Genomic DNA, 21,021 nt, shown 5'->3' on the forward strand with positions numbered 1-21,021 from the left:
ATGCACCAATACTATCAGCGTATATAGTCGCTAGTTTTGAGTGCGCATCCTGATCATCGGAAATTTCGGATCACCAAAGACAGATGCCGGGATTAGAACGATAAAACTACTGGAGCCTGCACTGGATGCGAAAAGGAGAGCAAAAAACTTACTACTCTATGAGTAGCATAGGTGCCAGATGGAACGCCGCTGTAAAACGTGCTGGTATTCGTCGCCGTAATCCGTACCATACGCGACATACTTTTGCTTCCTGGCTGTTATCGGCTGGAGCGAACCCATCATTTATAGCTAATCAGATGGGGCATGTAAACGCGCAGATGGTATACGAAATTTACAGTGCATGGATTGAAGAACTGAACGGCGAACAGGTGAAAATGCTCAACGCCAAACTTGCCCTGTAAAAAAATTTTGCCCCTTATATGCCCCTTTTGGAGTCAGAGACAGTAAATAATGCAAGAAAATCAACAAGTTACAAAGAAAGAACAATACAACCTGAACAAATTACAAAAACGTCTGCGCCGTAACGTGGGCGAAGCGATTGCCGACTTCAATATGATCGAAGACGGCGATCGCATTATGGTGTGCCTTTCCGGGGGGAAAGACAGCTATACCATGCTGGAGATCCTGCGTAATTTGCAGCAAAGCGCCCCGATCAGTTTTTCCTTAGTTGCGGTTAACCTCGATCAGAAACAACCTGGCTTCCCGGAGCATATTCTGCCGGAATATCTGGAACAACTGGGCGTGGAGTATAAGATTGTCGAAGAAAACACCTACGGGATCGTCAAAGATAAAATCCCTGAAGGTAAAACGACCTGCTCGCTCTGTTCTCGCCTGCGTCGCGGCATTCTGTACCGCACGGCAACTGAGTTAGGCGCCACCAAGATTGCGCTCGGTCACCATCGCGACGACATCCTGCAAACGCTGTTTTTAAACATGTTCTACGGCGGGAAGATGAAAGGTATGCCGCCGAAGTTGATGAGCGATGACGGTAAACATATCGTTATCCGTCCGCTGGCTTACTGCCGTGAGAAAGATATCGAGCGTTTCTCCGAAGCGAAAGGTTTCCCGATTATTCCATGTAATCTGTGCGGCTCACAGCCTAACCTGCAGCGTCAGGTCATTGCCGATATGCTGCGCGACTGGGACAAACGCTATCCAGGGCGTATTGAAACCATGTTCAGCGCAATGCAGAACGTTGTACCTTCACATCTGAGCGATATCAATCTGTTCGATTTTAAAGGCATCAGGCACGGTTCAGAGGTTGTGGACGGCGGTGATTTAGCGTTCGATCGTGAAGAGATTCCGTTGCAGCCTGCGGGCTGGCAGCCAGAAGAAGATGATGCTCAACTGGATGAGCTGCGCCTGAACGTCGTGGAAGTGAAGTAAGTCGATAGTACCGGATAAGCGGAGCGCCATCAGGCGCTCCGACGAGTGGTTATTTCAATAACCGAACCCGGCAAGTCTTGCCTTTTATCTTACCGTTTTGCAATTGCTTCCATGCCTTATGCGCTACAGTCTGGCGAACCGCGACATAGACATGCGCCGGATGAACGGCAATTTTGCCGATATCGGCGCCTTCCAGACCAATATCACCGGTCAGCGCACCGAGAACATCGCCGGGACGCATTTTAGCCTTTTTACCGCCATCAATGCATAACGTCGCCATCTCTGCTTCCAGCGGCAGGATTGGGCCGTTAGCTGGAGCTGGCAGCCAGTTCAGCTTCAGTTGCAGCATTTCAGAAAGAATATTGGCCCGCTGCGCTTCTTCCGGTGCACAGAAGCTTATCGCCAGACCACTGTTGCCGGCACGTGCGGTACGCCCGATACGATGGACGTGGACTTCCGGATCCCACGCCAGTTCGAAGTTAACCACCAGCTCAAGTGATTTAATATCCAGACCACGCGCGGCCACATCGGTAGCAACCAGAACGCGCGCGCTGCCGTTGGCAAAACGGACCAGCGTTTGATCGCGATCGCGCTGCTCAAGATCGCCATGCAGTGAGAGAGCGCTTTGCCCCGCCGCATTCAGCGCGTCACACACGGCCTGACAATCTTTTTTGGTATTACAAAAAACTACGCATGATGCAGGTTGATGCTGACTGAGCAATTTTTGCAGCAGCGCAATTTTGCCGTGGCTGGAAGTTTCGAAAAACTGCTGCTCAATCGCCGGCAGCGCGTCAACGGTATCAATTTCGATCGTTAATGGATTTTGTTGCACCCGGCCACTAATGGCGGCAATGGCTTCCGGCCAGGTCGCAGAAAACAGTAAGGTCTGACGCGAAGCCGGCGCAAAGCGAATGACATCATCAATCGCATCGCTAAAGCCCATATCCAGCATGCGATCGGCTTCATCCATCACCAGCGTATTCAGGGCCTCCAGAGAAACAGTGCCTTTTTGCAGATGGTCGAGTAAACGCCCCGGCGTGGCGACAATAATATGTGGCGCATGCTGCAGGGAGTCACGTTGTGCGCCAAAGGGCTGCCCACCGCACAACGTTAAGATCTTGGTGTTTGGCAGAAAGCGCGCTAAGCGACGCAGCTCACCCGCCACCTGGTCAGCAAGCTCGCGCGTTGGGCACAGCACCAGGGACTGCGTCTGAAACAGCGCGACATCAACATGCTGTAACAATCCAAGACCAAAAGCCGCCGTTTTGCCACTGCCGGTTTTAGCCTGCACGCGAACATCTTTCCCCGCCAGAATTGCCGGTAACGCAGCAGCCTGAACAGGCGTCATTTCAAGATAACCCAGCTCGTTAAGATTCTCGAGTTGGGCAGCAGGTAAAACATTCAGGGTTGAAAAAGCGGTCACAATTTAATCTCGCGGTAAAAACTCACAATCAGCAGGCGCGTATCCTCGCAGATCTGCGCCCGCGATGCGACAATTTAATCGGCTCTTCATCCGGTGGCGGATCCGGCATTGGCTGCGGACGAGGTATGGGATCGGGAATGGGAACCGGGTCGGTCGGTAGCGAATCAGTGTGCGGCGTTGCAATCAGACAGTTCATATACCCCTCCAGTTATTCAGGTTGGCTCTTTTAGGGTAGACGCTGATTTCCTGCAGGCAAAAAAAAGCCGACTAATCTAAGTCGGCGTCGTACGAATCAATTGTGCTATGCAGTAATTCAAAAAAGGAAGTAAGACAATATGGAGCGCAACGCCCATCGCTTGACGTTGCATTCACCTGCGAGAGAGATATTGCCCCGAATAGGTAGATGGTTTATTGACTTCGCTCAAAAACCAGGACGTTTTCATGCGCAAAAGTCACTAAAAAATGTTGTTGTTACAACCATTTACTACGATGCAACCATAAAGTAACACCACCAATCAGGACCACTAACAGAATACAAAAAAGTGAGAAGCCAAACTGCCAGCCGCCGCCAGGGATACCGCCGAGGTTAACGCCAAACAGCCCGGTTAAAAATGTGCTGGGAAGAAAAACCATTGCCATCAATGACATTGTATACGTTCGGCGAGCCAGAGACTCCTGCATAACCTGCGCAATTTCATCCGCCATAATACCGGTCCTGGCAATACAGGCATCTATTTCATCCAGCCCTCTCCCTAGCCTGTCAGCGATATCCTGCATCCGCCGCCGATGGTCGTCGGTCATCCAGGAAAAACGTTCGCTCGCCAGCCGGGAATAGACATCGCGTTGAGGCGCCATATAGCGGCGCATCACAATTAACTGCTTACGCAGCAATGCCAGGAAACCACGCGGCGGAATCTGCTGATCGAGCAGGTTATCTTCCAGATCGATAATCTTATCGTGCAATTGTTCGATAAACTCACTGGCATGATCGGTTAGTGCATCGCAAACATCCACCAGCCAACTACCACAATCAGCCGCTCCCGTGCCTTCCTGGAGGTCGCTGACCACATCATCCAGCGCCAAGACTTTACGCTGACGCGTTGAGACAATCAGACGTTCATCCATATATAAGCGCATCGCAACCAGTTGGTCAGGTCGCTCGTCGGTGCTGCCGTTAATACAGCGCAGCGTAATCAACGTACCTTCCCCTACCCGGCTTACGCGTGGGCGCGTGCTTTCACCCGCCAGCGCATCACGCACGTTATTGGGAAGTAAAGGCGTTGTCGCCAGCCATTGCGCGCTTTCAGGATGGGTATAATTAAGATGCAGCCAGCAGGGATGTTGACTGTCGATAACATCGTTATCTTCCAGTGGTTTCACCCCACCACGGCCATCCAACAGCCAGGCAAACACGGCATCCGGCACATTAACATCCGTTCCCTTAATGGCTTCCACAGCGCCTCCACAAACATTCAGCTTTTTTCGTTAGTCTAGCTGTCAGAATATGTTAAGCAATATCTCATTGTCCCATTGTGCTGAAATGATTCATAAAAAGTATCTGATAATAAGAAAAGCGCCGACGAATGCGGCGCTGGTTAAGAGATGCCCCTCTCAGGCCCGCTGGCGTTTCTCTGATTCAAGCGTATGACTTAAGCGAAATTTATGCGTTCGCGATTGAAGGTCAATCACCTGATTTTTCAGGATACCTGATGAGTCAGAAAGCTCATCAACCATAATGGCATTACTTTGGGTGACGTTCTCCAGTTCAGCCAGAGCATGGGTAATTCTGATAATTCCTTTCTCCTGCTCCTGCGTAGTGGTTAATATCTCGCCCATCAGTTGGTTTAATTGCCCGGCTCCCCCGACAATATCATGCATGTTTTTCTCAGCTTCACGCACAATAGCAGCGCCTTGCTGAACATTTTGATGGGTTTGGGCAATCAGTTGCTTAATATTCTTAGCAGCATCTGCACTACGGTGTGCAAGCATTCTTACCTCACCGGCCACCACGGAAAACCCTTTGCCATGTTCACCGGCCCTTGCAGCTTCCACAGCAGCATTCAATGCCAGAATATTGGTCTGGAATGCAATACCATCTATCAGCGTAATAATTTCTGTCATTTGCTGTGCGCATTCGGTGATTGAACGCATATTTGTCGCAACCTGCACCATTAATTCGCCACCCTGACGGGCGCATTGCGTGGCAATTGTTGCCTGGGCGCTGGCTATTTGCGTGTTATCAGCATTATTCCGCGTATTAACCGCTATTTCATCCATGTTGGCAGCCGTCTGCATTAATGCTCCGGATTGCTGTTCTGTTTTCACTGAAAGCTCGGCACTGCGTTCCGCCAGCTGTTCAGAAAGCGCCATCGCCGTTTGCGAGGATGTTCTGATCTCATTAACGAGTGCTGAAATATTACTTGATAAGCTATTGATGCCAGGAATTAGTCTACCCGCACAGTTATTACCAAATTCGGGAATACTGATTGCCAGATTTCCGGATGTTACCTCTTCAATGCTTCTTTTAACCGTATTAATCGGCATGACCAGATATTTCGTCATGTACCACCACAAACATAATATAGAAATAATGCTTACCGCATTAGTGCCAATAATAATTTCTGGGGTAGCCGAAAAAATCATTTCAACAACATTGAGCGCAACCGCTGTAATGAGCAGAAATAAAATAATAAAGGTTCTGACGCTAATATCATTTAACATTTTAACCCTGTGCACCAAGAAATAACGTGGATGTTATTTTTATAGCATCTGCAATACAGATTTCCATTGCTCTGTGACGAAAGCTGAACTTTCAATGAGAGCCAGCAGACCTTTTACTTAAGTCAATAAATTACACTAGCCATTCATAATAGGTCAGCACTTTATCCCGCCAATGGCGGTAATGTTCCCCACCATCAGATTATTGTGATGGCGAGCACGTGACGAGCATAAAACACACAGAAACATAATTTTTATGAATGTTTATATAAGTAATGGCTTGTCATTTTCAATATCTTGCTCTTCGCTCTAATACTCATTGTAAAAACACAAGAACATTCCTGGTTTTATCAGGTTAACTGGACAAAACCTGCTAGATTTATCATCACGGCTTTTTTTCGATAGGTAGTAAGATGTTGCACGTGTCGTGGGACCCTGTATTGATTGGGATTTCCTTTGTTGTCGCGTTTATTGCCTCCTTTATTGCCCTCGACAGCGCGGGTAAGGTAGCAATCTCCAGCAAACGTGAATCTACCTTCTGGCGGCTATCTGGCGGCGCTACGCTGGGTATGGGGATCTGGTCGATGCATTTTATCGGTATGCTGGCCATGAAAATGACTATGCCGATCAATTATCACCTATCACTCACCGCGTTTTCGTTCTTTATTGCGCTCATTTCTGCAACTCTCGCCATCAATATCGCTATTTCCGGTAATACGCTATCAACAAAACGACTGGTCATTGCCACCAGCATATTGAGCGCCGGCGTTGTCACGATGCACTACGTTGGCATGTATGCCATTATCGAACATGTGGCCATCTCATGGGATCGCTCGCTGATTTTGCTCTCTGTAATTATTGCCGTCGTTGCGTCTGGCGTAGGTTTATGGCTGGCCTTCCATTTACGCCAAAACACCCGTCGCGTGCTGATTAACCGACTTATTGCTGCCCTTATTATGGCGCTGGCAATTGCTTCTATGCATTACACCGGTATGGGAGCGGCAACGTTCACCCATTTTGGACACACTGCGCACGATGGGCTCAGTACGCTGGAACTCTCTGTCTGGGTCTGCGCCGTCACGCTGATTATTTTGGGTATCATGCTGGTCGTCTCAATGGTGGATTCACAACTGCGCACTTCCCGACTGGCTGACAACCTGCATCAGTTGAACTGCCAGCTTGAACATCAGGTCCACTTCGACGCGCTGACGGGACTTGCTAATCGAACGCAAATAGATACCTGCTTACAGGCCTGCCTGCGGCATTCCAAATTGCATCAACAGCATTTCGCGTTGGTATTTATCGACCTCGATCGTTTTAAAGTCGTTAACGATACCTGGGGGCATCACATCGGCGATCAACTGCTGATTGCCAGTACACAGCGTATCTACAGTTGCCTTGATGATTCAATGACGCTGGCAAGACTGGGGGGAGATGAATTTATCCTGCTGGTTCCAGACTGCAACCAGCAGGCTATCTCCGCCTTGCTTGCGCGAATCTCAGATGCGATCGGTGACCCCTTTACCTTATTCGGTCATACCATTCGGGTTTCGTTAAGTGCGGGAAGCAGTATTTATCCCGAACATGGCTCGACTCTGCATGAGCTAAAAGTGAAGGCCGATATGGCGATGTATCATGTCAAACAGGCGGGCAGAAACGGCTGGGCTATTTATAGTCCCCAGATGGAAGCTATCGCTGATACGCCGCCGACATTTCTACAGGAACTTTCACAAGCGCTTGAACGCAACCAGTTTGAGCTATGGTATCAGCCTAAATATACCGCCGGAGATCATTCCCTGACTGGTTTTGAAGCATTATTACGCTGGCATCATCCGGAGCGCGGCATGCTGCTACCGGCTGAATTTCTGCCTGCGCTGGAAGAAACGGGTCTGATTATTCCCGTCGGCAAATGGGTTATCCAACAGGCATGTTTGCAGTTGCATCAGTGGACATTACAAGGGAATACAGAATGGACGCTCGCCGTTAACCTCTCTCCCGCCCAGTTTGAACAGCATGATATTATTGATGTTGTTTGCAACGCCCTGGCGCAATACCAACTTTCACCTGCCTCTCTCACGCTGGAGCTCACGGAGAGCACTGCACTTAAAAATTTAAAACGCAGTATTGAAATCCTGAATGCTTTTTCGGCTTTGGGGATCACCGTTTCTATTGATGATTTCGGTACTGGTTATTCAAATATATTGATGTTGAAGTCACTCCCGGCACGGGAATTAAAAATCGACAGGATATTTGTCAAAGATATTAGCGAGAACAGTAAAAATACAAAAATTGTGTCTACCATTATTGACATAGCTCACTCCATGAATATGCGCGTGGTGGCTGAAGGAATAGAAACCCAGGAGCAGGAAATACTTCTTACCCAGATGGGGTGTAGCATGCTGCAAGGTTTCCTGTTTGCAAAACCGCTGCCAGCGCATAAGATTCATGAACTGATCCAATCAGAAAACAGCATCAAACAAAAGCCAGTCGTACAACCCTTGTCTCACCGACAATCAATAACTTTGTGAGACTGTAATATCTAAAATATTCGCCATTAAACGGGCAACACAGCAGATAAAGATAACGGGATTATCGATGAGCACAACCGAGCTGCATTCACTGGATTTGTTAACCTTTCCGGTGTGGATTGTTTCGCCACAAACCGAAGAACTGGTGTTCGCTAATATCGTTGCACGTGAGCTAATGCAGGATCTCTGTTTTTCCCCACTGCGCAAGGGCATATTCTCAACGCATTCTCAAAATGATTTAACCATGTATCTCAGTGACTTGAGCAATCATCATCACGTTGTTGAGATCCTCACGGTTTACCGCGATGGTGAGGAAATCGCGTTGGCCAGCCGCCTGTCCATTAAATCTCTGCTTGGCGTGGGGGATGTTATCCTTTTCGAAGGCATTGAAACGCCTACTGCGCAAGGTCTGAAAGCCAGCCGTTCAGCAACTTATCAACGAAAAAAACAGGGCTTTTATGCGCGTTTTTTCCAGACCAACTCCGCGCCAATGTTACTGATTGATCCGTCCCGCGATGGCCTGATCGTTGATGCAAACCTCAGTGCCCTGAATTTTTATGGTTACAACCTTGATGTGATGTGCCAGAAACATACCTGGGAGATCAACATGCTGGGCCGCCATATATTGCCGGTGATGCATGAAATCGCCCATCTGCCCGGCGGCCATAAGCCTTTGCACTTTGTCCATAAACTGGCAGACGGCACCTCACGTCATGTGCAAACCTACGCCGGACCGATTGAAATTTACGGTAATAAACTCATGTTGTGCATTATTCATGACATCACCGAACAAAAACGGCTGGAACAGGAGCTTGAGCATGCCGCTCTGCGTGACCCTTTAACGGGATTACTTAATCGCCGACATTTTTATCAGGTAACCGAGCCGGAGCAGACGCATGCGGTATCATTGACGCAGGACTACAGTCTGTTGTTGATCGACACCGATCGTTTTAAAAGCATTAACGATCTCTTCGGTCATTTAAAAGGCGATGAAGTGCTTTGCGCTCTGGCCCGCACACTGGAATCCTGTGCACGAAAAGACGATCTTATTTTTCGCTGGGGTGGTGAAGAATTTGTGCTGCTGCTGCCGCGAACCTCGCTGGATGTCGCCCTCAATCTTGCAGAAGTGATCCGCGCGACGGTAGCCAAGGTTACTCTTCCTGGTCTTCCCCGCTTTACCGTCAGCATTGGCGTTGCGCGGCACGAAACGAACGAAAGTATTGATGAATTATTCAAACGCGTGGACGACGCGTTGTACAAAGCCAAGCACGAAGGCAGGAACAGAGTATTGGCCGCCTGATGAATACGTTGATCAGCGACTGCGCTTAGCGTGACGCTCCCAGTTTTCCTGTTTTGCCTGCGCGGTTTTACGTAATGCCACATAGCATGCCCCGCTGCCGCCGTGATGCGGCAAAGCGGCGCAGTAAGCCTGGACGTCATCAAATTCTGTCAGCCAGCGCGCCACATAGCTGCGAACAATATTGGCATGAGCGTTATCGTCACGCCCCTTACCGTGTATCACCAGCACGTTACGTAATCCATCTTGCTGTGCCTGCAGAATAAAACTGAATAGCATCTGGCGGCATGTTTCTACGGGCTGGCGGATGAGATTAAGGCTCGCCTGCTGCGGATATTTTCCGGTTCGCAGTTTGTCAGTCACGCCGTGCTGTAAACCTTCGCGACGAAACTCCAGCGGCTCGTTCAACGGGATAATATCGAGAAACCCCGTCGTGAGAAAGTTATCCAGTTGAAGCGTATCGATACGCGCCGGAGTGCGGATATTACGCGTTGGCTGCCAGTGTACATCGGCGCAGCCCTTCAGCGGTTGGACATCCCCCATAGCATCCAGAAACAGCGAAGCATCATCAAGATTCATGTTTCTTCCTCCAGCGAATTACGACGAGCATTATCATAACCGCGCACTATTATACCGACAACGGTTTACGATTATTTCCAATAATTCACCCGGCTCGCTCCGCTGAAAAGATCTACTCACGACATACAGATATCCGTTTTTAGGGGTATAGCTGCGACTGTCGCTGGCGTGATAATGTGTAACCTCGCCTGAACGCTGTAATGAGAGAAACGGATGCTGAACTTACTGGAAGATACCATCGACACGCCGCTGGGCCCGCTGTGGGTTATTTGTGATGAGCAATTTCGCCTGCGCGCGGTGGAATGGGATCAGCACCGCGATCGCATGGAACAATTGCTGGATATTCATTACCGCACAGAAGGTTATCAGCGTATTACAGCCAAAAACCCTGGCGGATTAAGCGATAAACTGTCGGAGTATTTTGCCGGGAATCTCAGCATTATTGACACGCTGGAAACGGCAACGGCTGGCACGCCTTTCCAGCGTGAAGTCTGGCAAGCATTACGCACTATCCCGTGTGGGCAGGTCATGCACTATGGTCAACTGGCCGAACAGTTAGGGCGCGCCGGTGCTGCAAGAGCCGTCGGTGCGGCCAATGGCGCCAACCCGGTAAGCATTGTGGTCCCCTGCCATCGCGTCATTGGGCGTAACGGCACCATGACTGGATATGCTGGCGGCGTACAGCGAAAAGAGTGGTTATTGCGTCACGAAGGCTATTTGCTACTCTAGATTCCAGGCAATTAATGCCTTATTCGTCACACTTTCGCATAATGTGACCACAAATTAAACGCGGTTAATCAAGGAGATACAAACATTCATTCCGGTTATACCTGAATTATTCTCTATTGGGAGTAGCTCAGGCTTACGTGCTCACCAAAAAGATGTTAAAATTGACAAATATCAATTACGGCTTGAGCAGACCTATGATCCCGGAAAAGCGAATTATACGGCGCATTCAGTCTGGCGGTTGTGCTATCCATTGCCAGGATTGCAGCATCAGCCAGCTTTGCATCCCGTTCACACTTAACGAGCATGAGCTTGACCAGCTCGATAACATCATCGAGCGCAAAAAGCCTATCCAAAAGGGGCAAACGCTCTTTAAAGCAGGTGATGAACTTAAATCACTCTACGCTATCCGCTCCGGAACGATTAAAAGCTATACCATTACCGAACAAGGCGATGAGCAAATTACCGGCTTCCATCTGGCGGGTGATCTGGTCGGTTTTGACGCGATTGGCAGCGGACATCACCCGAGCTTTGCCCAGGCGCTGGAAACCTCAATGGTTTGCGAAATTCCTTTCGAAACCCTTGATGACCTGTCCGGAAAAATGCCGAATCTGCGTCAGCAGATGATGCGTCTGATGAGTGGCGAAATCAAAGGCGACCAGGATATGATCCTGCTGTTGTCGAAGAAAAATGCAGAAGAGCGCCTGGCGGCCTTTATCTACAACTTGTCTCGCCGCTTTGCCCAGCGCGGGTTCTCGCCTCGTGAGTTCCGCCTGACCATGACCCGCGGCGACATCGGTAACTACCTGGGTCTGACGGTTGAAACCATCAGCCGCCTGTTGGGTCGTTTCCAGAAAAGCGGTATGCTGGCAGTGAAAGGCAAATACATAACTATTGAGAATAGCGACGCGCTGGCAGTTCTTGCTGGCCACACGCGTAACGTTGCGTAATCTTTCCGCAAGCATTTCTATTATCCTTCTGTCAAATCGCTAAATTTTCCCGATTTATTGATCTGGCAGGAGGTTCTCCCCTGTTTCAATCCACATTATTGGGTTACTCTTTTAATTACAAACTGCGATGACAGTTGTAAGGAGACCCTGTATGGCTATGTATAAAAATATGCTGGTCGTCATCGATCCAAACCAGGACGATCAACCAGCATTACGGCGAGCTGTTTATTTGCATCAACGGATTGGTGGCAAAATTAAAGCCTTTTTGCCAATCTATGACTTTTCCTACGAAATGACTACCCTGCTGTCGCCCGATGAGCGTACGGCAATGCGTCAGGGGGTCATCAGCCAGCGAACAGCCTGGATCCGTGAACAAGCAAAATACTACATCGAAGCAGGGATCCCTCTTGAAATTAAAGTGGTATGGCATAACCGTCCCTTTGAAGCCATCATCCAGGAAGTCATTAGCGCTCAGCATGACCTGGTCCTCAAAATGGCACACCAACACGACCGCCTCGAAGCCGTAATTTTCACGCCTACCGACTGGCATTTATTGCGCAAATGTCCAAGCCCGGTATGGATGGTTAAAGACCAGCCATGGCCTGAAGAGGGTAAAGCGCTGGTTGCGGTGAACCTCGCCAGTGAAGAGCCTTATCACAACGCGCTCAATGAAAAACTGGTCAAAGAGACGCTGCAACTGGCAGAACAGGTTAACCATACTGAAGTGCATCTGGTTGGCGCCTACCCTGTTACGCCAATCAATATCGCAATTGAACTACCTGAGTTTGACCCCAGCGTTTATAACGACGCGATCCGTGGACAGCATCTGCTGGCCATGAAGGCGTTGCGCCAGAAATTCAGTATCGATGAGAAAGTGACGCACGTTGAAAAAGGATTGCCTGAAGAGGTCATTCCTGATTTAGCCGAGCACTTGCAGGCGGGTATTGTAGTACTGGGTACCGTCGGTCGTACCGGTATTTCTGCCGCGTTCCTTGGTAACACCGCTGAACAGGTTATCGATCACCTACGCTGCGACCTGCTGGTCATCAAGCCGGATGAATATCAGACGCCAGTTGAACTGGATGACGAAGAAGACGATTAACCACACAACTCAATGCCGGATGGTGATCTCATCCGGCATAACAAACGCTTAGTGTTGCTCCTCGCCGCCGAGGAAATAGATTCCCAGCGGGATAGCCAACAGAATCGTAAACACCATGCTGTAGACACAAATCATTGCCGATTGAATGGCGTACATTGAAGCGGTCCAGTCGGAGAGCGGAATGTCATACTGTTCAATCACACCACCGATCGTCGCTCGCGTCACGACCGACGCTGCGATAATAAACACCCCAAGCAGGCACAACAGAAACTTCCGTCCCTTCGCTGTCTTCAGCTTAGCCATGATCATAGTACTGTCCTTTTGCAGATGAAAACCTTGTTACTTTGCGCTAACAATACCATGACATCAACTGACTGTCTGCTACATAAACCGCTTTCAGGGTGGATACCAGCGCTATTTCGCCGAAAATAGCGCTAATTGCATTATATATCTCCCCTATGGATTAATGATCTGACCGCCAGAACTGAGTAAAATATTCGAGGATTAGGATATCAGAAGATATTTCACTACCACGGAGCTGTTGGAAGAATCATGATCGCTGAACTGTTTATAAATAATGCGTTTAATTTGACGGTAATTCTCAGCTGCTGTGCCGCGCTGGTTCTGATGAGCGTCTGGTATCATCGTGGAGAGCGTCGCTGCAAAGGATTCATATTTCATGCCGCGCAATTTCTTGTCTATGCCATTATCATCGGGACGTTAGGCAGTATTGCTAATAACGTTATCGAAAATTACAGCCTGAAATTTATCTCCTCCAGCGTGGTCGACTTTATCTGCACCTCGTTGATTGCGCTGATCCTTACTATCAAACTTTTTCTGGTAATTAATCAGTTTGAAAAGACGCAGATTAATAAAGGCAGAGATATCACCAGCGCGAGGATCCTGTCGCGAATCATCAAGATTACCATCGTGGTTGCCATCATTTTGCTGTATGGCGAACATTTCGGAATGAGCTTATCCGGCCTGTTAACCTTCGGCGGCATCGGCGGTATCGCTGTAGGTATGGCAGGCAAAGACATTCTGAGCAACTTTTTCTCAGGGATTATGCTCTACTTCGACAGACCCTTTAGCATCGGCGACTGGATCCGCTCCCCGGACCGCAATATTGAAGGTACAGTTACGGAAATCGGCTGGCGAATGACCAAAATAAACACCTTCGATCATCGTCCGTTATATGTCCCGAACTCGATTTTCTCCTCTATCAGCGTAGAAAACCCAGGAAGGATGACGAACCGCCGCATCAAAACGGTGATCGGGTTACGATATGAAGATGCTGATAAAGTCAGTGCCGTTGTCGAGTCGGTCAGAGAAATGCTGCAAAACCATCCGGGAATAGACCAGAAACAAACCCTGCTGGTTTATTTTAATGAATTCGCCGATTCATCGCTGAATATCATGGTGTATTGCTTCACGAAAACCACCGTGTGGCAGGAATGGCTTGCGGTACAGCAGGACGTTTATTTAAAGATTATTTCGATAGTCAAGGCACACGACGCCGACTTTGCGTTCCCCAGCCAGACGCTGTATATGGATAATCCTGAAGTATCGCCATCGACACACTAACAAAAGAAAAGGCGCGGAAATCCGCGTCTTTTTTCTGCACTTATTTCAATGAGGCAATATCAATGACAAAGCAGTACCTGCGCCAGCGTTGGAATATACGGATTCAGGTCATGTAGATACAGGACTGTATCAATAATCAGCTCAAACTGATTCACTTCGGGCATCGGATTCTTTACCTGCAGAACGCGTGCCCCGCACAGCTCAGGGGAGCAGGTTGTACTCAGTGTCGCTTACCGGTTCAAGCCACTCGTTCGATGCGCCAGCTGCCGGGATTTCCACAGCGATATGGGCAAACCAGCTATCACGCGCAGCACCGTGCCAGTGTTTCATTCCCGCCGGGATGTGTACGACATCACCAGTTTTCAGTTCGCGCGCCGGTTGATTCCACGCCTGATACCAGCCTCTGCCGCCGGTCACCAGCAAGATTTGTCCCCCTTGATGATGGATATGCCAGAAGTTACGACAGCCCGGCTCAAATGCTACGTTACCAATGACCACGCCTTCCATGGAGAGCATGGTCAGATAGCTGTCGCCAGTGAAATATTTCGCATACGCTTCATTTTTCTCTCCGCGAGGAAAGACGCTGTTACCATCAAATTGTTGACTCATAATTTCCGCGCCGGCGCTGGAGACGGTATTCCGTTGATTTTGCATTTCGACTCTCCAAAACGGTGGCAGCACGCGCCACCGATGCTGAAAACTATAAAAATTATAGAGACTCGACAGGCGGGTGATTAGAGGTGAAAAGAAGGACAACCTTATGAATCATGCTCATCAATAGTCGGTACAGGTACAACGTTTCTACTGGAGATGGCGTGAAGCCTTAGGCCACAATTTCAATCAAGTTGCCGTCAGGATCGCGTATCACCGCTTCGTAATAGCCATCACCGGTGGTGCGCGGGCCAGAAACTAATATTCCCTGTTCTTTTGCACGCATCGCCATGGCATCAACGTTTTCACTGCCGCCAACTGAAATGGCGAGATGCACCCAGCCTGAGGTGTTATTGTCGGGAGCATGTTTTGTCAGTCCAGGCTTAGTCATTAACTCAATCGCGATATCCTCACCAATTTTGACAAAATAGGATTCAAATCCAGGATTGGTTTTACTGCAGTATTTTTCGTTGATCCTTGCGTCAAAAAACGTGACCCAGAATTGAGCTTGTTGCTCAAGATCCCGTGTCCATAACGCCACATGCGCAACCTTCATAGCTAACCTCTTCTTGTTGTATCCAAACAATAGGTTCCCTAAAGGGATGTTGACATCGAGAACCATAATGCACAATTATGCTTGTTATTGCTCGATGTTTATTTCACTGGAGTATTGATGCTCGATTACGCAGCATTCCCTGAACAGCGCCAGGCGCTTATCTATCAGATCCTGCAGGAAAACGGCAGAGTCATCTGTTCCGAACTCGCCAGCAGGTTAGGCGTTTCGGAACATACAATCCGCCGCGACCTGCATGAACTGAGTAAAGATGGCGTGTGTAAAAAAGTCTATGGCGGCGCGGTCATTGCACTCCCTGAATCCGAAGACATCACCGTGCGCAAGAGTATTAATGTGGCGAAAAAGAGCAATATCGCGCAGAGATGCGCCCGGATGGTCAAATCCGGAAGCTGCATTTTTATCGACACAGGCAGTACTAATCTGGCGATGGCTGAAGCCCTACCCGCCGAGCTGGCGTTAACCGTGGTAACAAATTCCCCGGAGATTGCCGCCGTTTTACTAAAAAAACCACTGTTTGATGTCATTATGCTGGGCGGCACGGTGCAACGATCTTCTGGAGGGTGTGTGGGTGCCACCGCTATCTCGCAGGTGCAGGGCATTTTATTCGATCAGGGATTTATTGGCGGCTGCGCGATGTCGCCAGAATCCGGCTTAACCGGATTTGATTACGCGGATTGTGAGTTCAAAAAAGCGGTGATCAAACAGTGTAATGAAACTATTGTCGCGCTGACGGCTGAAAAGATCCCGGCCGTCGCCCGTTATGTTGTTACCGAAAGCAGCAATATCGATGTAATTGTCGTCGAGGAAAATATCAGCAAAGAGTATGCCACGGCGTTTCAGGCGCACGACATTCGTATTTATACAGTGTAACCCATTCTATTGGGTGATACTTTTCCATTGCTTTCATGACTCACCTTCCCCACAGCCTTGCCTGTTCGGGAAATCGCCAATGCAACGTCCCGAACAGGCCAGCGATATCAGTGCTTCACAATATACATTGTGCGGCTATAAGCCACATCTTCAGGGTTAGTAATCGGATACCCTTTCAGCCACGGTTTAATTAAACGCCCGTTGGTGTACTGATAAATCGGCGCAATGGGAGCCTGTTCCATCAGAATGTTCTCCGCGGCGTTATAATCAGCATTGCGCGCTTTCTGCGTATTCTCCAGGGTTGCCTGGGTCAACACTTTATCGTACGCCGGATTATTAAAGCGGGAGATATTGCCCGTATGGGTTGATGTTAATAGCGACAGGAACGTAGATGGCTCATTGTAATCGCCCACCCACGAGGCGCGGATCACATCAAAATTACCGGTATTGCGGCTATCGATATAGGTTTTCCACTCCTGGTTTTGTAGTTTCACGTCAACGCCGAGATTTTTCTTCCACATAGACGCGACAGCAATAGCAATCTTCTGATGATTTTCAGAGGTGTTATACAGCAGCGTCAGTTTAAGTGGTTTCTGTGGACCATAGCCCGCCGCACGCAGCAGCGTTTTCGCCTGAGCGTTCAGCTCTTCCTGACTCATTTGCTCAAACGGTGAAGGTTCCGGCACAAACCCTGCCGTTACATCCGGCGTAAAATGCCATGCGGGCTTTTCGCCGGTACCCAGAACTTTCTCCGCCATCAGGCGACGATCGATAGTCATGCTGAGCGCCAGGCGCACGCGTGAGTCGGCAGTCGGTCCCTTCTGGGTATTAAAGGCATAGTAGTAAGTGCCAAGCTGCGGCGGGGTATAAACCTGGCCCGGGATGTCCTTCAACAGTTTCTGATACATGTTTTTCGGGAACGACTCGGTAATATCGATATCACCAGCAAGATAGCGCTTGGTCGCTGCCGATTCCTGGTTAATAGGCAGGAAGGTGACTTTTTGCAGCACCGTTTTGGCGTTGTCCCAATAATGCGTGTTCGGCACAACGTCCAGTTTTTCGTTCACCACGCGATCTTTGAGCACATAAGCGCCGTTACCAATTAGATTGCCTGGTTTGGTCCAATCTTTACCGCTCTCAACGTTAGCTTTTTGTACCGGATAGAAAGCAAAACTCGCCGTCAGATTAGCAAACCAGGGCAGCGGTTTATCCAGTTGGACCTTCAATGTACGCGCATCGATCGCGCTAACGCCGAGCTTATCTGGCGAGGCTTTTCCATCGATGATCGCCTGTGCGTTGTTAATACCCGCCAGCGCAGCAAACCAGGCAAACGGCGACAGCGTTTTCGGGTCAACCAGACGCTGCCAGCTATAGACAAAATCCTGCGCCGTTACCGGCGTACCATCTGCCCATTGCGCATTATCGCGCAGCGTAAACGTCCAGATACGGTTATCGTTGCTTTTCCACTGAGTGGCAACACCGGGCACAATCTCGCCCTTCTCATTCTGGTTGACCAGCCCTTCAAATAAATCACGAATAACCTGAATTTCAGGAAGCCCGACGGCCTTTGCCGGATCCAATGACGCCGGTTCGTCTTTGATATGACGCACCAGTTCTTGTTTTTCTGCCAGTACCGTTCCGCTGGGAACATCAGCAGCCCAGGATAATGAAATGCTGCTTACCAATAGCGCACAACAGGTTACTGAAACAGAATGCTGCATAAAATACCCTCAATTCCGGCTACTAAGTGAATGTGTAATTATTTGTATCGCCAGCAGGAAATGCAATTAACTTTCGACAAGGAAATAATATTACATCTGAAAAGATAAGTGTGTGAAAACGATTTGATTATCCATACATTTTGCACAACACTGCGAGTAACAATCCACGCATTCAGAGATGACTATGACCGTTACCCGACCCCGTGCCGAGCGCGGCGCATTCCCACCTGGAACCGAACATTACGGACGTTCATTATTAGGCGCGCCGCTAATCTGGTTTCCCGCAATGGCGGCCGATCGCGAAAGCGGTCTGATACTGGCAGGAACGCACGGCGACGAAAACGCATCGGTCGTCACCCTTTCCTGCGCATTGCGTACGCTTAACCCTTCCTTACGTCGTCACCATGTGGTGCTGGCGGTTAACCCTGACGGTTGCCAGCTCGGGCTGCGCGCAAATGCGAACGGAGTGGATCTAAACCGTAACTTTCCCGCTGCCAACTGGAAAGCGGGTGAAACGGTGTATCGCTGGAACAGCAGCGCAGAAGAACGCGATGTGGTGTTGTTGACCGGCGAAAATCCGGGCTCAGAACCAGAAACCCAGGCGCTGTGCCAGCTTATTCACCGAATTCATCCTGCGTGGGTGGTCTCTTTTCACGATCCGCTGGCCTGTATTGAAGATCCCAGGCGCAGCGAATTAGGCGCGTGGCTGGCGCAGTCGTTTGAATTACCTCTCGTCACCAGCGTAGGTTATGAAACGCCCGGCTCATTTGGAAGCTGGTGCGCAGACCTGAACTTACACTGTATAACCGCCGAATTTCCGCCCATCTCTTCAGATGAAGCGAGCGAGAAATACCTGCTGGCCATGTCCAATCTCCTGCGCTGGCACCCTAGAGATGAAGTTGTCCGGTCGTAAAATGCAGGGCCGGCTCCGCGTCGCTGGCAAGCCAGGTAGGGCCATCAAGATCGGCAAAGTTAACCTGCGGCGTAAGGGGTAACGCCGCGCCAATCGCCCGGGAAGTACACAACATGCAGCCCAGCATTAGCGCAAATCCCTGCTCGCGGGCTTCGGTTGCCAGCGCCAGCGCCTCCGTCAGGCCGCCTGTTTTATCCAGTTTGATATTGACCATTTCATAGCGCCCGTGCAGCGCTTTCAGGCTGCTGCGGGTGTGGCAGCTTTCATCTGCGCAGATCGGCAGCGGATGCACAAAATTTTCCAACGCGGCATCGTCCTGCGCTGGCAGCGGCTGCTCCAGCATCGCCACCCCTAAATCAGCCAGAAGCTGGCAGCGTGCCGCCAGACCTTCTGCCCGCCAGGATTCATTGGCGTCGACAATAATCGTGGCATCAGGGACTGCTGCACGAATAGCAACCATCCGCTCGCTAATCAAGCGCGCATCCAGTTTAACTTTTAGCAGTTTCGCGCCATTTTCCCACAGTGCAGCCGCACTCACCGCCATTTGTTCCGGCGTGCCAATTACCACGGTTTGCGCCGTCGTCACCACTTCCGCCAGCTCACTTCCCACCAACTCTGCCAGTGACAGTTGCTGTTGACGCGCACTCAGATCCCACAACGCGCAGTCCACAGCATTACGCGCGGCTCCCGCTGGCAGCAGCTTTTGCAGCTCTTCACGCGTCAGTCCATTTTCCAGTTGTGGGGCAATGCTCATAATTTGCGCCAGCACTGAGGCATCGCTTTCACCATAGCGCGGATACGGTGTGCACTCGCCAATACCCGTGACGCCGTTTTCTGCCACTTCAACCACCACCACATGCGCTTCGGTTCTGCTCCCACGGGCAATAACAAAGGGAGTGTGCAGCGGCCAGGCTTCCTCATACACCTTAACTGTTCTCATTTGCTTTCCTTAATGCAGTCCCTGAAGCGGATATCCGCAAATAGCGTTTGCCGTGTTAACTGCTGATGGCATAAACTAGCCTCGACGTTAACTATATGTAAACAGGAAGATAACCATGTCACAAACCGTTCATTTCCAGGGCAACCCGGTTACAGTTGCCGGCTCAATTCCTCAGGCTGGAAGCAAAGCTCAGGCTTTTACCCTTGTGGCTAAAGACCTGTCTGACGTTACGCTGGGCCAGTTCGCAGGCAAGCGCAAAGTGCTGAATATTTTCCCAAGCATCGATACCGGCGTTTGTGCGGCATCGGTACGTAAGTTTAACCAACTGGCGACAGAAATCGACAATACCGTCGTACTGTGCATTTCGGCCGACCTGCCATTCGCCCATTCACGTTTTTGCGGCGCGGAAGGTCTGAGCAACGTTATCACGCTGTCCACCCTGCGCAACGCAGAATTTCTGAAAAACTACGGCGTAGAAATCGCTGAAGGCCCACTGAAAGGTCTGGCCGCACGTGCCGTGGTCGTTATTGATGAAAATGACAACGTCGTTTTCAGCCAACTGGTCAATGAAATCACCAACGAGCCAGACTACACTGCTGCGCTGGACGTACTGAAAGCTTAAGCCACGTCTTGCACATACGGAGGTAATGAATCTGTTGCCTCCAGCGTATTGCTACGTTCACCTCATGTTTGTCACTTCTCTGAGGCAATACGACCTGTGAACGTGTTAAGGGTACTATCGCTGTACTGAACCCCATAACCTGGACACTTTTTACATTTCTCTTGATGCCCGGTATTCCACCGGGCTCATACCTGTTTTGAGGCTGATCCTTTCATTATTGAAGTAACAGATATAGCCTTCTATATCCTGCATCAGCACATTCACTGAGTCATACCGGTTACGGTGATACATCTCCACCTTCAGATGGCTGAAGAAGTTTTCCATCACCGCATTATCCAGGCAGTTCCCTTTGCGTGACATACTCTGGGTCACTCCGGCATCTGCCAGCATTGAACGCCACATCGGCGTCCGGTACTGCCAGCCCTGGACGCCCTTCT

At 49.7% G+C, this 21,021-nt stretch carries 21 protein-coding genes and 1 pseudogene; 11 read left to right on the forward strand and 11 right to left on the reverse strand.

Going from position 1 to position 21,021, the window contains the following annotated elements:
- Positions 1 to 46: 46 nt before the first annotated feature.
- Positions 47 to 401, forward strand: a pseudogene (locus WC7_RS25515) (tyrosine-type recombinase/integrase); the annotation flags it as partial.
- A 49-nt stretch (positions 402 to 450) separates the two neighbouring features.
- Positions 451 to 1,386 carry a tRNA 2-thiocytidine(32) synthetase TtcA gene (ttcA, locus tag WC7_RS13450; protein ID WP_016153195.1) on the forward strand — a complete coding sequence of 312 codons (936 nt, stop codon included), beginning with the start codon at positions 451 to 453 and terminating at the stop codon, positions 1,384 to 1,386.
- 49 nt (positions 1,387 to 1,435) lie between these two features.
- Here ttcA and dbpA read toward each other — a convergent pair whose 3' ends face one another.
- The 4 genes from dbpA to WC7_RS13435 all read right to left on the reverse strand — a co-directional run bounded on the left by dbpA (position 1,436) and on the right by WC7_RS13435 (position 5,530).
- Positions 1,436 to 2,809, reverse strand: coding sequence for an ATP-dependent RNA helicase DbpA (gene dbpA / locus WC7_RS13445; RefSeq protein WP_016153196.1), 1,374 nt, complete (start codon positions 2,807 to 2,809; stop codon positions 1,436 to 1,438).
- Positions 2,810 to 2,837: 28 nt separating this feature from the next.
- Entirely contained in the window at positions 2,838 to 3,005 is a 168-nt protein-coding gene (locus WC7_RS26690; protein ID WP_016153197.1) for a proline-rich small protein YnaL, read from the reverse strand.
- 275 nt (positions 3,006 to 3,280) lie between these two features.
- Positions 3,281 to 4,264, reverse strand: a complete 984-nt coding sequence (gene zntB / locus WC7_RS13440) for a zinc transporter ZntB (RefSeq protein ID WP_016153198.1) — start codon at positions 4,262 to 4,264, stop codon at positions 3,281 to 3,283.
- Positions 4,265 to 4,420: 156 nt separating this feature from the next.
- Positions 4,421 to 5,530 carry a methyl-accepting chemotaxis protein gene (locus WC7_RS13435; RefSeq protein ID WP_016153199.1) on the reverse strand — a complete coding sequence of 370 codons (1,110 nt, stop codon included), beginning with the start codon at positions 5,528 to 5,530 and terminating at the stop codon, positions 4,421 to 4,423.
- A gap of 410 nt (positions 5,531 to 5,940) precedes the next feature.
- Between WC7_RS13435 and WC7_RS13430 the strand changes: the two genes are divergently transcribed.
- Together WC7_RS13430 and WC7_RS13425 are read left to right on the forward strand one after the other, a co-directional pair.
- The gene (locus WC7_RS13430) at positions 5,941 to 8,055 is read left to right on the forward strand and encodes a putative bifunctional diguanylate cyclase/phosphodiesterase (protein ID WP_016153200.1); all 2,115 of its coding nucleotides are present in this window, start codon (positions 5,941 to 5,943) and stop codon (positions 8,053 to 8,055) included.
- 67 nt (positions 8,056 to 8,122) lie between these two features.
- Positions 8,123 to 9,355: a GGDEF domain-containing protein gene (locus WC7_RS13425; RefSeq protein WP_016153201.1), complete on the forward strand. Its 1,233-nt coding sequence runs from the start codon at positions 8,123 to 8,125 to the stop codon at positions 9,353 to 9,355.
- 12 nt (positions 9,356 to 9,367) lie between these two features.
- Here the strand turns inward: WC7_RS13425 and smrA are convergent, their stop codons facing one another.
- A complete protein-coding gene (gene smrA, locus WC7_RS13420) occupies positions 9,368 to 9,931 on the reverse strand; it encodes a DNA endonuclease SmrA (RefSeq protein WP_016153202.1) in 564 nt (187 codons plus the stop codon).
- Positions 9,932 to 10,144: 213 nt separating this feature from the next.
- On the opposite strand from smrA, the gene ogt reads away from it, so the two are divergent.
- The 3 genes from ogt (at position 10,145) to uspE (ending at position 12,709) form a co-directional block, all read left to right on the forward strand.
- Positions 10,145 to 10,660, forward strand: a complete 516-nt coding sequence (gene ogt, locus WC7_RS13415; RefSeq protein WP_016153203.1) for a methylated-DNA--[protein]-cysteine S-methyltransferase — start codon at positions 10,145 to 10,147, stop codon at positions 10,658 to 10,660.
- Positions 10,661 to 10,854: 194 nt separating this feature from the next.
- Positions 10,855 to 11,607, forward strand: a complete 753-nt coding sequence (fnr, locus tag WC7_RS13410; RefSeq protein WP_003020397.1) for a fumarate/nitrate reduction transcriptional regulator Fnr — start codon at positions 10,855 to 10,857, stop codon at positions 11,605 to 11,607.
- A 151-nt stretch (positions 11,608 to 11,758) separates the two neighbouring features.
- On the forward strand, positions 11,759 to 12,709 hold the full coding sequence (uspE, locus tag WC7_RS13405) for a universal stress protein UspE (RefSeq protein WP_016153204.1): 951 nt from the start codon (positions 11,759 to 11,761) through the stop codon (positions 12,707 to 12,709).
- Positions 12,710 to 12,757: 48 nt separating this feature from the next.
- Here the strand turns inward: uspE and WC7_RS13400 are convergent, their stop codons facing one another.
- A complete protein-coding gene (locus WC7_RS13400) occupies positions 12,758 to 13,018 on the reverse strand; it encodes a DUF2534 family protein (RefSeq protein WP_003020403.1) in 261 nt (86 codons plus the stop codon).
- Between the two features lie 243 nt (positions 13,019 to 13,261).
- On the opposite strand from WC7_RS13400, the gene WC7_RS13395 reads away from it, so the two are divergent.
- Positions 13,262 to 14,293, forward strand: a complete 1,032-nt coding sequence (locus WC7_RS13395; RefSeq protein WP_016153205.1) for a mechanosensitive ion channel family protein — start codon at positions 13,262 to 13,264, stop codon at positions 14,291 to 14,293.
- A 201-nt stretch (positions 14,294 to 14,494) separates the two neighbouring features.
- Here WC7_RS13395 and WC7_RS13390 read toward each other — a convergent pair whose 3' ends face one another.
- Together WC7_RS13390 and WC7_RS13385 are read right to left on the reverse strand one after the other, a co-directional pair.
- Entirely contained in the window at positions 14,495 to 14,902 is a 408-nt protein-coding gene (locus WC7_RS13390) for a cupin domain-containing protein (protein ID WP_029139554.1), read from the reverse strand.
- Positions 14,903 to 15,116: 214 nt separating this feature from the next.
- The gene (locus tag WC7_RS13385) at positions 15,117 to 15,500 is read right to left on the reverse strand and encodes a VOC family protein (RefSeq protein ID WP_016153207.1); all 384 of its coding nucleotides are present in this window, start codon (positions 15,498 to 15,500) and stop codon (positions 15,117 to 15,119) included.
- A gap of 117 nt (positions 15,501 to 15,617) precedes the next feature.
- On the opposite strand from WC7_RS13385, the gene WC7_RS13380 reads away from it, so the two are divergent.
- The gene (locus WC7_RS13380) at positions 15,618 to 16,388 is read left to right on the forward strand and encodes a DeoR/GlpR family DNA-binding transcription regulator (protein ID WP_016153208.1); all 771 of its coding nucleotides are present in this window, start codon (positions 15,618 to 15,620) and stop codon (positions 16,386 to 16,388) included.
- Positions 16,389 to 16,495: 107 nt separating this feature from the next.
- On the opposite strand, the gene mppA is transcribed toward WC7_RS13380, so the two are convergent.
- Positions 16,496 to 18,109: a murein tripeptide ABC transporter substrate-binding protein MppA gene (gene mppA / locus WC7_RS13375; RefSeq protein ID WP_016153209.1), complete on the reverse strand. Its 1,614-nt coding sequence runs from the start codon at positions 18,107 to 18,109 to the stop codon at positions 16,496 to 16,498.
- Positions 18,110 to 18,293: 184 nt separating this feature from the next.
- Here mppA and mpaA point away from each other — a divergent pair, with 184 nt between their 5' ends.
- Positions 18,294 to 19,022, forward strand: a complete 729-nt coding sequence (mpaA, locus tag WC7_RS13370) for a murein tripeptide amidase MpaA (RefSeq protein ID WP_016153210.1) — start codon at positions 18,294 to 18,296, stop codon at positions 19,020 to 19,022.
- On the opposite strand, the gene ycjG is transcribed toward mpaA, so the two are convergent.
- Entirely contained in the window at positions 18,997 to 19,962 is a 966-nt protein-coding gene (gene ycjG, locus WC7_RS13365; protein ID WP_016153211.1) for an L-Ala-D/L-Glu epimerase, read from the reverse strand. The genes mpaA and ycjG overlap by 26 nt on opposite strands.
- Positions 19,963 to 20,077: 115 nt before the next feature.
- Between ycjG and tpx the strand changes: the two genes are divergently transcribed.
- The gene (gene tpx, locus WC7_RS13360) at positions 20,078 to 20,584 is read left to right on the forward strand and encodes a thiol peroxidase (protein ID WP_016153212.1); all 507 of its coding nucleotides are present in this window, start codon (positions 20,078 to 20,080) and stop codon (positions 20,582 to 20,584) included.
- A gap of 150 nt (positions 20,585 to 20,734) precedes the next feature.
- Here tpx and WC7_RS13355 read toward each other — a convergent pair.
- The coding region (locus WC7_RS13355; RefSeq protein WP_016152729.1) for an IS3 family transposase at positions 20,735 to 21,021 on the reverse strand (287 nt) is incomplete at its 5' end.

It is taken from the genome of Citrobacter sp. KTE151 (genome assembly GCF_000398845.1).
In the GTDB taxonomy this organism is placed as follows: domain Bacteria; phylum Pseudomonadota; class Gammaproteobacteria; order Enterobacterales; family Enterobacteriaceae; genus Citrobacter; species Citrobacter braakii.